The sequence below is a fragment of the Halogeometricum rufum genome, from assembly GCF_900112175.1.
Taxonomy (GTDB): Archaea; Halobacteriota; Halobacteria; order Halobacteriales; family Haloferacaceae; genus Halogeometricum; species Halogeometricum rufum.
In genome coordinates this window covers 799,902-812,901 of sequence record NZ_FOYT01000002.1, presented here as the reverse complement: position 1 = coordinate 812,901, position 13,000 = coordinate 799,902, and the positions used below count along the sequence as shown (strand labels likewise).

Annotated in this window: 13 protein-coding genes; 8 read left to right on the top strand and 5 right to left on the bottom strand. The window is 69.6% G+C overall.

From position 1 onward, the window contains the following. The first annotated feature begins 12 nt into the window (after positions 1-12). The 3 genes from BM310_RS13860 to BM310_RS13850 all read left to right on the top strand — a co-directional run bounded on the left by BM310_RS13860 (position 13) and on the right by BM310_RS13850 (position 2,683). The gene (locus tag BM310_RS13860) at positions 13-1,017 is read left to right on the top strand and encodes a succinylglutamate desuccinylase/aspartoacylase family protein (RefSeq protein ID WP_089808669.1); all 1,005 of its coding nucleotides are present in this window, start codon (positions 13-15) and stop codon (positions 1,015-1,017) included. Between the two features lie 124 nt (positions 1,018-1,141). Continuing rightward, the gene (locus tag BM310_RS13855; protein ID WP_089808668.1) at positions 1,142-2,146 is read left to right on the top strand and encodes an alcohol dehydrogenase; all 1,005 of its coding nucleotides are present in this window, start codon (positions 1,142-1,144) and stop codon (positions 2,144-2,146) included. Between the two features lie 36 nt (positions 2,147-2,182). Then, on the top strand, positions 2,183-2,683 hold the full coding sequence (locus BM310_RS13850; RefSeq protein ID WP_089808666.1) for a hypothetical protein: 501 nt from the start codon (positions 2,183-2,185) through the stop codon (positions 2,681-2,683). A 16-nt stretch (positions 2,684-2,699) separates the two neighbouring features. On the opposite strand, the gene BM310_RS13845 is transcribed toward BM310_RS13850, so the two are convergent. Both BM310_RS13845 and BM310_RS13840 read right to left on the bottom strand, forming a co-directional pair. Further along, a complete protein-coding gene (locus tag BM310_RS13845) occupies positions 2,700-3,971 on the bottom strand; it encodes an amidohydrolase (protein ID WP_089808664.1) in 1,272 nt (423 codons plus the stop codon). A gap of 52 nt (positions 3,972-4,023) precedes the next feature. Next, complete coding sequence (locus BM310_RS13840; protein WP_089808662.1) at positions 4,024-5,097, bottom strand: anthranilate phosphoribosyltransferase; 1,074 nt, start codon at positions 5,095-5,097, stop codon at positions 4,024-4,026. Between the two features lie 103 nt (positions 5,098-5,200). Here BM310_RS13840 and ahbB point away from each other — a divergent pair, with 103 nt between their 5' ends. Together ahbB and BM310_RS13830 are read left to right on the top strand one after the other, a co-directional pair. After that, positions 5,201-6,247: a siroheme decarboxylase subunit beta gene (gene ahbB, locus BM310_RS13835; protein ID WP_089808660.1), complete on the top strand. Its 1,047-nt coding sequence runs from the start codon at positions 5,201-5,203 to the stop codon at positions 6,245-6,247. Between the two features lie 176 nt (positions 6,248-6,423). Continuing rightward, the gene (locus BM310_RS13830; protein ID WP_089808658.1) at positions 6,424-6,765 is read left to right on the top strand and encodes a hypothetical protein; all 342 of its coding nucleotides are present in this window, start codon (positions 6,424-6,426) and stop codon (positions 6,763-6,765) included. 11 nt (positions 6,766-6,776) lie between these two features. Here the strand turns inward: BM310_RS13830 and BM310_RS13825 are convergent, their stop codons facing one another. Together BM310_RS13825 and BM310_RS13820 are read right to left on the bottom strand one after the other, a co-directional pair. Beyond that, on the bottom strand, positions 6,777-7,208 hold the full coding sequence (locus tag BM310_RS13825; RefSeq protein ID WP_245778498.1) for a hypothetical protein: 432 nt from the start codon (positions 7,206-7,208) through the stop codon (positions 6,777-6,779). Between the two features lie 45 nt (positions 7,209-7,253). Further along, on the bottom strand, positions 7,254-8,033 hold the full coding sequence (locus BM310_RS13820; RefSeq protein ID WP_089808656.1) for a CehA/McbA family metallohydrolase: 780 nt from the start codon (positions 8,031-8,033) through the stop codon (positions 7,254-7,256). A 205-nt stretch (positions 8,034-8,238) separates the two neighbouring features. Between BM310_RS13820 and BM310_RS13815 the strand changes: the two genes are divergently transcribed. Further along, the gene (locus BM310_RS13815) at positions 8,239-9,993 is read left to right on the top strand and encodes a Rieske (2Fe-2S) protein (RefSeq protein WP_089808654.1); all 1,755 of its coding nucleotides are present in this window, start codon (positions 8,239-8,241) and stop codon (positions 9,991-9,993) included. A 2-nt stretch (positions 9,994-9,995) separates the two neighbouring features. On the opposite strand, the gene BM310_RS13810 is transcribed toward BM310_RS13815, so the two are convergent. Continuing rightward, a complete protein-coding gene (locus BM310_RS13810) occupies positions 9,996-11,033 on the bottom strand; it encodes an NAD(P)/FAD-dependent oxidoreductase (RefSeq protein ID WP_089808652.1) in 1,038 nt (345 codons plus the stop codon). Between the two features lie 322 nt (positions 11,034-11,355). Between BM310_RS13810 and BM310_RS13805 the strand changes: the two genes are divergently transcribed. Beyond that, positions 11,356-12,246, top strand: coding sequence for an aldo/keto reductase (locus tag BM310_RS13805; RefSeq protein ID WP_394328061.1), 891 nt, complete (start codon positions 11,356-11,358; stop codon positions 12,244-12,246). 47 nt (positions 12,247-12,293) lie between these two features. After that, positions 12,294-12,998 carry an RAD55 family ATPase gene (locus tag BM310_RS13800; protein WP_089808650.1) on the top strand — a complete coding sequence of 235 codons (705 nt, stop codon included), beginning with the start codon at positions 12,294-12,296 and terminating at the stop codon, positions 12,996-12,998. Positions 12,999-13,000 lie beyond the last annotated feature (2 nt).

The window sequence follows — 13,000 nt, the reverse complement described above, 5'->3', positions numbered from 1 at the left end:
GAAACGAGGGGTATGCACACCGCAGAGACGCTCACGCTCGCCCGCCTCCCGTCGGGCGTCGAAGTCGAGACGACGGTCCACACGTACGGCGACGCCGCCGAGCGAGATACGGCCGGCAGTCAGACGCACGCCGACGACGGAGACGGCCCGACCGTGTACGTTCAGGCCGCTCAGCACGGCCGCGAGATAAACGGGACGGAGACGCTCCGCCGCGTCCACGAACGACTCGACGCCGACGACCTATCGGGGACGCTGGTCGCCGTGCCCGTCGCCGACCCACTGACGTTCGACCGCGTCTCCTACACGACGCCCGAAGCGCTCGACTCGGTCAACTCGAACATGAACCGCGTCTGGCCGGGCGACGAGGAGGGGTCGCTGCACGAACGGATGGCGGCCGCCCTCTGGGAGTACGCGGGCGACGCCGACTACATCGTGGACCTGCACACCGGCAGCCTCGAGATGCTGACGCACACCGTCTACCTCGACGGCGACGACGAGAGCCGCCGCCTCGCGGAGGCGTTCGGGACCGACATGTTGCTCGCGGAGGCCGCCGGCGACGACGCCGACACCGAGTGGTCCGAGCGCAACTTCGGCGGCAAACTCCGCGTCGCCGCCACCCGGGCGGGCATCCCCTCCATCACGCCCGAACTCGCGCACAACAAGCAGTTGGTCGAACCCGCCATCGAGACGGGCGTCCGCGGCGTGTTCAACGTCCTCCGGGAACTGGGGATGCTGCCGGGCGACCCCGAGATACCGGCCGACCAGACGACGGCCCGGAACCACCTCGGGCGCGTCAGAGCGGCCGAGTCGGGGCTGTTCCACCCCGGACCGGAGGCCGAACTCGGCCGCGAGGTGGACGCGGGCGACCACCTCGGGCGCGTCTACGACCCGACGACGTACGAGGTGTTGCAGGAGGCGACGGCCGACCGGTCGGGCGTCGTCTACTCCGTCTGCCGCGAGGCGACGGTCACCGCGGGCGAGACGCTCGTCGGCGTGGCGATGCCGGCCGACGAGTAGCGCCGTACCGGACGCCGCGCAGTCGGCGTCGCCCGCAGTTCTTCCGCTCGGAACGGTCACACTCGGCGACGGGTAAGCGAACCACCCAAACCACTGACGGTCGCCGTCCCCCAACGACGACCCGATGAAAGCAGTCCAAGTCACCGAACCCGGCGAGCCGTTCGAAGTCGTCGACCGAGACGTGCCCGACCCGGACCCCGGCGAGGTCCGCGTGGTGGTGGAGGCGTGCGGCATCTGTCACAGCGACGCGTTCGTGAAGGAGGGCCAGTGGCCCGGCATCGACTACCCGCGGGTCCCCGGCCACGAAGTCGCCGGCCGTGTCGACGCCGTCGGCGACGACGTGACCGAGTGGACGGAAGGTGACCGCGTCGGTGTCGGCTGGCACGGCGGCCACTGCTTCACCTGCGACGCCTGCCGGCGCGGCGACTTCATCACCTGCGAGCACGGCGCGGTGACGGGTATCTCCTACGACGGCGGCTACGCCGAGTACATGACCGCGCCGCACGAGGCACTCGCGCGCATCCCCGAGGAACTGGACGCCGTCGACGCCGCCCCCCTGCTCTGTGCCGGTATCACGACGTTCAACTCGCTTCGGAACGCCGACGCCCGCCCCGGTGACCTCGTCGCGGTGCAGGGGGTCGGCGGCCTCGGCCACCTCGGTATCCAGTACGCCCGCGCCGCCGGGTTCGAGACGGTGGCCGTCTCCACGTCGCCGGACAAGGAGGACCTCGCCTACGAACTCGGCGCCGACCACTTCCTCGACGCCAGCGCGGTGGACCCCGCCGAGGAACTGCGCTCGATGGGCGGCGCGAAGGTGATTCTCGGCACCGCGCCGAGCACCGACGCGATGGAGTCCATCGCGGGCGGTCTGGGCGTCGACGGCACGCTACTCACCATCGCCGTCCCCGGCGACGAACTCTCGGTGAACGTCCAACCCCTCGTACAGGAGCGACAGAGCGTCGGCGGGTGGCCCTCGGGCACGCCGCGGGATTCGGAGGACACCCTGGAGTTCAGCGCCCTCCGCGACGTGACGCCGCGCGTCGAGACGTTCTCGCTCGACGAGGCCGAGGCGGCGTACGAGGCGATGCTGAACGGCGACGTGCGGTTCCGGTCGGTGCTCGTCCCCTAGCCGAAAGCACTTGTCCCCCGGTTCGAATCGGTCCGTATGCGACGCCGCGCCCTCCTCCGTTCGCTCCCGTTCGCCGCCGCAGTCGCCGCCGCGGGGTGTCTGACCGCCCCGCGTGCCGACCCGCCGTCCGCCCCGTCCGCCGCGGACGTGCGGCGGTCCGACGAGACGTTCTCGCTGTCCGCCTCGCCCGCGCGCGTCCCGGTGGGCGAGACGGTCACGTTCACGCTGTCGAACCTGACCGACGAACGGGTGACCGTCGGCGGCGACGCGTGGTCGGTCTGGCGCCTCGACGGCGAGACGTGGACCGCGGCGGTCACTCGCGAGGACGTGACGCTCGACTTGCTCGTCGCGACGCCGGGCGGTGCGGCGTCGTGGACGCTCCGACCGACTCCGGACGCGACGGACGACGAGTTGGGCGAGGGGTCGCCGCCGCGACCCGTCCCGCTCGGTCCCGGTCGCTACTGGTTCCTGAAGCGAGTCGCCGGCGGGGACGACGGGACGCGGTACGCCGTCCCGTTCGAAGTCGTCGAGAAGTAGTCCGCCGTCGGCGGAACTACAGGTCGTCGGCCAACCGCCGGACCGACTCCGTTATCACGTCGACGCCGATGTCGAGGGACTCCTCCTCGATGTCGAAGTACGCCGTGTGGTGGCCGGCGGGGTTGCTCGCGCCGATGCCGACGTAGGAGGCGACGCCGCCGTTCTCCTGCACGCGGCGGACGAGGAAGGAGGCGTCCTCGCTCCCGCCGAACGGGCTCCGCCCGCACACCTGGTCCACGGCCTCGACGGTCTCAGCGGCGTCCATCACCGTCTCGACGACGGACTGGTCGTTCTCGAACGTGGTCGTCATGCCGTACAGACTGGTGTCGAAGTCGACGTCGTGCATCCCCGCGGCGTGTTCGACGACGCGGTCGGCCTTCGCCATCATGTAGTCGTTCAGGTCGGCGTCCTCGCCGCGCACTTCGACGCGCATCCGCGCCTCCTCGCAGATGACGTTCTGCGCGTTGTCGGCGTGGACCTGCCCGACGTTGATTCGCGTCTTCCCGTCGGCGTGCCGCGGGATGGCGTACAGGTTCTGAATCGCGGTGCTCATCGCCTGCAGGGCGTTTCGCCCCTCGTTCGGCGCGCCGCCGGCGTGGGCCGGTTCGCCGTCGAACGTCACGTCTATCTTCGCGTTCGAGAGCGGGCGGTCGTAGCCGCCGACGATGGTGCCCGTCGCCTCGTCCAGTCCGAGGTGGAGGGCCAACAGGGCGTCCACGTCGTCGAGGTGGTCGGTCTCGCTCATCGGCTTCCCGCCGCGGCCGCCCTCCTCCGCGGGCTGGAAGAACAGTTTCAGCGTGCCGTCGAACCCCTCGGCGTCGAACGCGCGGGCGATGCCGACGCCGATGGCCGTGTGCCCGTCGTGCCCGCAGGCGTGCATCTCCGTCGGGTGGGTGCTGCCGAACCCCTCGCGCGCCGGCCGGTGGTCGTCGTCGGTCGCCTCCGACCGCGCGAGGGCGTCCATGTCGACTCGGACGCCGATGGTCGGGCCGTCGCCGTAGCGCTTCGACGCGACGAGGCCCGTCACGTCGTCCATGTAGTCCAGATACTCCTCGGGTGCGCCCTCGCGCCGCGCGCGTTCCCGCGCGGCGGCTATCTCGTCGTCGGAGGGCACGCCGAGTCGTTCCTCGGCGTTCACCGCGTCCGCGCCGAGAGCGAGGTCGAACCCGAGTCGATCCAGTTCCTCGGCGACGAGCGCGGTCGTTCGGAACTCCTTCCAGCCCTCCTCGGGGTGGCGGTGCAGGTCACGGCGAATCTCGACCAGCGAGCGGTCGTCGAAGGTGGTCATACCCGACGCTCGCCGCCTATCCAAAAAAACGCGCGGGAAGCGGAGAGGGAGGTCAGAACGCGCGCAGGTCGTCGAGGACCGCCTCGGCGGCGCCCGATTCGATGCTCTCGCGGGCCATCTCCAGTCCGTCCGCCAGCGTCTCGGCGTCCTCGCGGGCGTAGATGCGGAACGCCGCGTTGAGGGCGACGGCGTCGTAGAAGTGGTCGTCACGCTCGCCGGCGACCACGGACTCCGTGATGGCCGCGGAGTCGCCGGCCACGTCGTCGGGGTCGACTTCGAGGTCCTCGTTCTCGAAGTCCATCCCGTACTCGGCCGTCTCTATCTCGAAGTCGGTGAACTCGCCGTCGGTGGACTCGCCCACCTTCGTGTAGCCGGGGCGGATGTCGTCGTAGCCCTCCATCCCCTGGAACATGACGACGCGGCGCGGGTTTAGTTTCTCGGACTGCTCGAACGTGTCCACGATCTTCTTCGCGAACGCGAGGTGGTAGAAGCTCCCGAGGTGGACGTCGGCGTTCGCGGGGTTGGCGATGGTCTCGATGGTGTTGACGAACGTGCGGACGCCCATCTGGTCGCGGCGCTCCCACAGGTCGTCGATGGCCGGGTTGAACGCGGGCTGGTAGTAGAAGCCGAAGCCCGTCTCGTCCACCTGGTCTGCGCTCTCCTCGGGGGACAACTCGGTGCGAATCCCGAGTTCGTCGAGGACGTGCTTGTAGGCGTCCTGCTTCTGCGTCGGGACCCGGTCGCCCGAGTGCACGACGACGGGCGTGCCCGCGCCGGCGGCGACGATGCCCGCGGCGGCGCCCAGTATCGCCGTCTCGCCCTTCCCGTCGTAGTTTGCCCCGCAGTCGACGGGGTCGGCGTCGGGTTCGGCGTACTCGACGTGTTCGCACATCACGTCGGCGTAGGCCGCGAGTTCCTCGGCGACGTTGTGCTTCCACCGGTTCGCCAGCCAGAACGCCCCCAGCGTCGTGTGGTCGGGTTCGCCCGCGAGGATGCGTCGCATCGCCTCGCTCGCCTGTTCGCGCGTCATGTCCTCGGCGGACTTCGTGCCCGTCCCCACCACCTCGGTCATGAGTCGCTTCAACGGCCACTCCCCGAACTCGGGGCTCTCCGGCGCTTGTGCCATGATTCGGAGTTGGGAGTCGCGGGTCAAAAGTGGTGCGTTAGCGATAGCTGAATCGTCGCCCGAACCCGAAATAGGTACGTTCACCGAGTCCTCATAGCCGGCAATGAGCGCACTCTCCGACGACTGGCGGGCCGACTTAGACGAGGTGGACGCCACGCTCATCGACGAGTACCAGAGCGGATTCCCCGTCGTCGAACGGCCGTTCCGCGCCCTCGGCGCGGAACTCGGCATCAGCGAGGACGACGCCCTCGCGCGCGTCCGCGCCCTCCGCGAGGCGGGCATCTTCCGCCGGTTCGGGGCCGTGTTGAACCCGCCGGTCGTCGGCAGTTCGACGCTGGCCGCCGTCTCGGCGCCCGCGGACCGCTTCGAGGAGGTGGCCGAGGTGATAAACGGCTACCGGCAGGTGAACCACAACTACCGCCGCGACCACGAGTGGAACATGTGGTTCGTCGTCACCGCCGCCTCCCGCGAGGTGCGCGACCGGATTCTGACCGAAATCGAGGAGCGAACCGGGCTCGCGGTGCTGAACCTCCCGATGCTCACCGACTACTACATCGACCTGGAGTTCCCGGTGATGAACGACGACCGGTTCGCCCGCGAGAGTCTCGCCGAGACCGAAGTCAACGCCACGCGCATCTCCGAGGAGGCGACGGGCGACCTGTCGCCCCTCGAGGCGAACCTCCTCGTGGAGATTCAGGACGGGTTCCCGCTCTCCGCGACGCCGTACCGGGACGTGGCCGACGCCATCGGTGCGGACGTCGACGACGTCCTCGCGGCCGTCGACCGACTCCTCGACGACGGCTGTATCAAGCGCATCGGCTGCATCGTCAACCACGTCGTCACCGGCTTCGACGCCAACTGCATGGTCGTCTGGGACGTGCCCGACGAGGAGTTGGACGAACGGGGCGAAGCCGTCGGCCGCCTGCCGTACGTCACGCTCTGCTACCACCGGCCGCGCCGCCCCGACCAGGACTGGCCGTACAACCTCTTCACGATGATCCACGGCCGCGAGGCCGACGCCGTCGACGAGAAGATAGACGAACTCGCCGCCGACCACCTGCCGTTCGACCACGAACGCCTCTACTCGACGGCGACGCTGAAGCAGACGGGCGCGCAGTACGAGGAACTGGTCGGGTCGGAGTCGCCGTAGCCATCGGCGCGTGACCGCCGGTGACATCGTGACCGCCGGTCCGGGTCGCCGCCGCGACCGGTCGGGATATATTTGTAAACCTGACACGTCTGTCGGCCCGTGCCCTCCGATGGCGATGCCCGGAACGTGAGCGACCGTGCCGACAGCGCACCGACGGCCGAACGGAGGTCGGAGGGGTGAACCGCGACGACGTGGACGTCGAGCGACTCGCCGGTGCCGCCGTCTTCGTCCTCGGGTTCGCCCTCCTCGACGTTCCGGCGACGCCCGTCGAGTACGCTCTGTGCGGACTCGTCGTCGTCGGGAGCCTCGCGGCCGCTATCGAACCATTCCGGGCGAATCGGACGTTCCGCATCGGTGCCGGCCTCGTCTACCTCGGCGTGGGCGGCGCCAAACTCGTCGCGGCGGTGGGCGCGCCCAACGTCGTGACTGCCACGGGTCTCGACGGTCTGTTCTCCCTCCTCTTGGTCGCGGACCTCCTCGGCGCCGAGTACCGGCGACGCCGTCCGCTCTCCGAGTGACGAACGTCCTCTCAGCCGTCGCCGAAGCGGTCCGCGAGGATTCGGTAGACCACGTACGCGGCGAGAGCCACGGCGCCGCCGAAGACGGCGCTCTGGACGCCGGCCGGCGGGACGTCGAACGCGAACGCGAGGCCGAACACGAGGGCGACGACGCCGAAGACGATGGCGAGGCGGACCGCGCCGTGAACCGCGCGGAACCTCGCGACGAAGCGGCGACCGGGAGCGGTCGACGCGGCCGGCCCGTACGCGAGGCTCGTCACGACGAACCCGGCGACGAGGAGCGCGGGCGAGACGTCGCTCATCTCGTACAGCGACGCGCCCGAACTCAGGAGTATCAGTCCGGACAGCGCGAGGTTGAACAGCGGCCGTTCCTCCGGGCTGGCGGTGCCGTCTGACGCGCCGGTGTCGGTGCCCGCGGTGTCGGACCCGGTGGTGGAGGGCATCGGCTCTGGTCGACGAACTGACGGGACAAAAGCCTCCTGTCGCGACTACCGCGAGAAGGGAGAGACGCGGTAGAGCAGTTGCGCGGCCTGCACGACGCCCGTCTTGGCGACCGACCCGCTCTTGACCGCGCCCTGCTTCGCGACGTAGCCGCTCTTTCTGACGCCGGCGCCGGCGTAGTGGCGGGCGCTCGTCGGGATGGGCGTCCGTCGACCCTCGACGCGCGTCGCGCCGTCGCGGACGGCGTCGAGGACCACGTCCGTCGTGAGTTCCGGACGGCGCACGTCCGGGATGTCTATCTCGGTGTACGCGCGGCCGACGTACCCCACCTTGTGCGCGTCGCTGCCGGCGACGCCCGGATAGCCGCCGGACTGGGCGAACCGGCGTGCGCGGCGGTTCTTCCACCCCGTGAACAGCCACGAGTTGTACACCTCGATGGCGTCGGGGTCGACCCCGCGAAGCCGCTTCTTCCGGACGCCGTGGCGACTCCGCTGGAAGGGGTGCGGGACGATGGCGACGCCGCCGCGGTCACGGACCCACTCCACCGTCTCCTTCATCGGCGCGCGGCGCGGCGGCATCTCCCGGACGCCGAGGCAGAGGAGGTGACCGTCCGCCGTCGACACCTCCACCCCGGGGATGCCGACCAGCCCGTACATCGGGGCCAGTTCCGCCGCGCGAATCGACTCGTGGATGACGTCGTGGTCGGTGATGACGACGGCGTCGAGACCGATTTCGGCGGCCTGTTCCAGTATCAGCTCCACGGGGTCGTGCGCGTCGTACGACGCGTCGGAGTGAACGTGGGGGTCGATTCGGACGGTGAGAGACACAACGGAACGTTCGCGTTCGTCGGCAAAAAACCGTCGGATTATATGACAACACGGGGCACACGAGCGCTCAGAGAGCCGATTTCGGCGTCGAGAGTCGATATGAGTCGGCTACCTCCGAGAGATATATGCCCTCTACTAATAACAGTCTGGTTACAATATTACGCTTCAGCGAAGCTTTAGGCGCGTATGCGTGCTACCGTGTCACATGAGTTCGACCGACCGGTTCCGCGAAGTCGTCTCGCTCTCCGACCTCGAACGCGACGGGCGCGTACAGGCGTCCGTCGACGGGCGGGCACTCGCCGTCTTCTACCACGAGGGGGAGATTCGCGCGGTGGACAACCGCTGTCCCCACATGGGGTTTCCCCTGTCGGAGGGGAGCGTCGAGGACGGTGTCCTCACCTGCCACTGGCACCACGCGCGGTTCGAACTCTCCTGCGGCGACACGTTCGACCCGTGGGCCGACGACGTGCAGACGTTCCCCGTCGAGGTGCGCGACGGCACCGTCTACGTCGACCCGCACCCCGAACCGGACGAACCGCCCGCCGACCACTGGACCCGCCGACTCGACGACGGGTTAGAGCAGAACCTCCGCCTCGTCGTCGCCAAGTCGGCCATCGGCCTCGTCGACGCGGGCGTCTCCGCAGACGACGTCGTCGAACGCGGCGTCCGCTTCGGCGCGCGCTACCGCGAGAGCGGGTGGGGCCCCGGTCTGACCATCCTCGCGGCGATGCGGAACGTCCTCCCCGACCTGCGCGAGGCGGACCGAAAGCGCGCGCTGTATCAGGGACTCGTCCACGTCGGCGACGACTGCGCGGGCGAACCGCCCCGGTTCGACCAGGACCCGTTCGAGACGACGGACGTGTCGTTCGACCGCCTGACCGAGTGGTTCCGCGAGAACGTCGAGGTCCGCGACGCCGACGGTGCGGAACGGGTCCTCAGGACCGCCATCGCCAACGGCGCGGACGACGCACGCCTCGCGACGATGCTGGCCGCGGCGGCGACGGACCACCGCTACCTGAACACCGGCCACACGCTCGACTTCGTCAACAAGGCCTGCGAGGCCCTCGACCACGTCGGCTGGGACCACGCCGACGCCGTCCTCCCGAGTCTGGTCGAGGGGATGGCGACGGCCGCCCGCGCCGAGGAGCAGTCGTCGTGGCGACAGCCAGTCGACCTCGCGGCGATGCTGGACGAGACGTTCGCGGACCTCGATTCGCTCGTCGCCGCCGGGGAGGGGTCGGCGTGGTCCGCGCCCGAGGGGTTCACCGAGACGCTCCTCGCGGAAGACCCCGAGACCGTTCTCGCGGCCCTCGAAGACGCGATTCGCGCGGGGGCGTCGGTCGAAGCGCTCGCCCGCGAGGTGGCGTTCGCCGCCGCGACGCGCGTGGCGCGGTTCGCGACGGTCAACGAGTTCTCCGACTGGAACACCGTCCACCACACGTTCACCTACGCGAACGCCGTCCACCAGTTGGCTCGCCGGACGGGGGCGACCGAACTCTACCGCGGCGTGTTCGACGCCGCCACGAACGTCTACCTCGACCGCTTCCTCAACACGCCGCCCGCACCGCTCCCCGACCCGGCGTCCGGGGCCGGGGCGGACCCGGCGGACCACCTCGACGCCCTCGTCGAGACGTTCGAGCGGGAGGGGGAGGTGAACGAGGCGGGCCGCCGCGCCGCCCACTACCTCGACTGCGGCGGCGACGTGGACCGCCTCCGCGAGCGACTCGGCGAAGCGCTCCTCCGCGAGGACGCCGGCTTCCACACGTATCAGGCGCTGGAAGCCGGGTTCACGCAGGCGGCGCTCAGGGACGACCCCGCCGAAACGCGGACGCTCCTCGTCGCCGTCGCGCGCTACCTCGGCGCGCACTTCCCGACGCGGCGGGAACGCGAGCAGACGTTCACCATCGCCGCGCGCCTCCACCGCGGCGAGAAGATTCACGAGGCGTCGAGCGCGGAGTAGCCCTACTCGCTCCCGGCGATTCGCTCGCCCGCGTCGTGCCCGTTCCAGAGGGCGCGGTGGACGCGCCCCTCACCGACCAACCAGTCGCCGGCGAAGAACAGGCCGGCGTCCTCGACGGCGGCGAGTGCGTCCGCGTCGACGCCGCCGTTCGGGAGCGCGTAGCGCCAGCCCTGGTCGTCGACCCAGTCCGGGTCGGCGTACCGGTCGTCGTCCAGCAACGCGGCGACGAGCGCCGCCGCGTCGTCGCCCGCCTCGTCGAGTGGGTCGTCGTACCGCGCCGTCGACCACTCCGGACTCATCTGGGCTATCAGGAGGCTCTCGCCGTCGGGGACGTGGCCGTCCTTGCACTCCTCGCGCGAGAGCCACCCCACCTCGTGCGCTTTGTCCACGTTGACGAGGCCGTACCACGGGTACGACTCGCGGAACGGGTAGTGGAGGACGAACGTCCGGATGGTCCGGTACGAGACGTCTTCGACGGCGGCGACCACGTCGTCCAGTCGGCCGTCGTCCCAGTCGGTCGCTCGCAGGAGGGCGGCCGTCTGCGGCGCGGGCGGGGTGAGCAGCAGACGGTCGAACGGGCCGTGCGTCCCGCCGTCGGCGTCGGTGAGCGTCCACGTCGCCGCGGACTCGTCGCGCGTCACCGACTCGACGCGGGTCGTCCGCCGCACCGTCGCGTCGGTCCGGGCGAGGAGACGCTTGCCCAACTGGGTGATGCCCGCCGTCCACGTCCACTTGTGCGCCCCGTCGTCGTCGCCCTCGGCCACCTCGCCGTCGGCGTCGAACACCCACACCGGCTCTTCGACGTCCACGAGTCCGTCCTCGCCGAGGTCCCGAATCAGCGCCTCCGTCCGCTCGTCGGGGTCTTTGATGTAGTTCGCGCCGTGTTCGTAGCGGCAGCCGTTCTTGCGCCGCGTCGCCGCCCGTCCGCAGACGCCGCGACTCTTCTCGACGATGGTCACGTCGGCGTCCGCGTCGCGGAGGGCGTCGGCCGCCCCGATGCCCGCCGCGCCCGCGCCGACGATGCCGACGCGCAGCGTCATCGTCGCTCCGCGCCGTCGTCCGATTCCGTCGTCACGTTCATGTGGGCGAGTTAGGGCTCGCGTCGCTTTACCGTTCGGGCGTCGGCGGTTCCGGACGGGGCGGAAAGAAGGCGACGTGTGCGAAGAGAGGCATGTCCCACCATGAACCGATTGCACACGAAACGGACGCGAGGTCCGCAAGCGAGAGTAGTCGGCCGGCGGAGGAAAACGTGTCGGCGGTTCTCACCGGCAGACGGTACGCTATTACCGCCGCGCCTCGCTCACTCTCCATGGAGTACGACGCGGTCCCCCGCGACGACGGCGAACCGGACGGTGACCACCGATGACGGACGACGCCGGACCGACCGTCGGTGACGCCGGACCGACCGTCGGTGACGCCGGACCGACCGTCGGTGACGCCGGACCGACCGTCGGTGACGCCGGACCGACCGTCGGCGACGCCGAAGTGCCGGCCGTCGGACTCGGAACGATGGGGCTGGACACCGCCGCCGACGCGCGGGCCGTGACGACGGCCGTCGAGATGGGCTACCGCCACGTCGACACCGCGCAGATATACGGGAACGAGGCCGTCGTCGGCGACGCCCTCGCCGCGGCGGACGTGCCGCGCGAGGACGTGTTCCTCGCGACGAAGGTGTGGGCCGACCAACTGGCCCACGACGACGTGATTTCGAGCACGCGCGAGAGCATGGCGAAGTTGGGCGTGGACTATCTGGACCTGCTGTACGTCCACCGGCCCATCGACGCGTACGACCCGCCGGAGACGCTGGCGGCGTTCGACCGCCTGCGCGAGGAGGGGCTGATTCGCCACGTCGGCGTGAGTAACTTCGAGCTGTCGGACCTCGAAACCGCTCGCGCGCACCTCGAGGCGCCCATCGCCGCCCACCAGACGGAGTACCACCCCCTGTTCACCCGGCCGGAACTCGTCGCCGACGCGCGCGAACACGGCTACGCGCCCGTCGCCTACTCGCCGTTGGCCGGCGGGCGCGTCGCCGACGTGCCCGAAGTCGTCGCGGTGGCCGAGAAACACGACGCCACGCCGCACGCCGTCTCGCTGGCGTGGGTGCGGGCGAAGGGGTTCGCCGTCGTCCCGAAGGCCAGTTCGGAACCGCACCTCCGCGCGAACCTCGACGCCGCGACGACGCTGGAACTCGACGCCTCGGACGTCGCCCGTATCGACGCCATCGACCGGGAACGCGAGCTGTTCCCCGAGTGACGTAATTCCCCGGAACGATTATAAGTCAGAATACGGAGAGTAGCGGTATGCGGATTCCGAGTGGGGTAAGTGGATTCGATCACCTCATCCAAGGTGGGTTCCTCCCCGGCCGACTCTACGTGCTCTCAGGTCCTCCGGGAAGCGGAAAGACGACGTTCACCGCCCAGTTCGTCGCAGAGGGACTTCGAAACGGGGAGAACTGTATGTACATCACGATGCACGAGACCCGAGAGGAACTCGTCAACGACATGTCGAGCTACGACTTCGGCTTCGAGACGCTCACGTCGTCCGACCAGTTCCGGTTCATCAACCTCGCCAGTCAGAAAGGCAAGCACGTGCTGAACCAGTTCTCGGGCAACGGGGGGACGTCCGGCGTGCAGAGTCTCACCGACAAGATCGTCGCCTTCGTGAACTCGCGGAAGGTGGACCGCCTCGTCATCGACTCGACGATGCTCCTCCAACTGCTGTTCACCGGCGACGACGCGGAGATGACGCGGTTTCTGACCGCGCTGAAGCAGGGGGACGCGACGACCCTCCTCATCTCGGAGATGACGGACCCGAGTTCGTACTCCGACGAGCACTTCCTCGCGCACGGCGTCATCTTCTTCCACAACTACCTCGAAGCGACGGGGATGACGCGGGGCATTCAGGTGGTGAAGATGCGCGGGACGGACATCGACTGCGATATCCGCTCGCTGAAGTTCGAAGACGAGGGGCTCGTCGTGGACCCGATGGACCACGTGGACTTCTGACC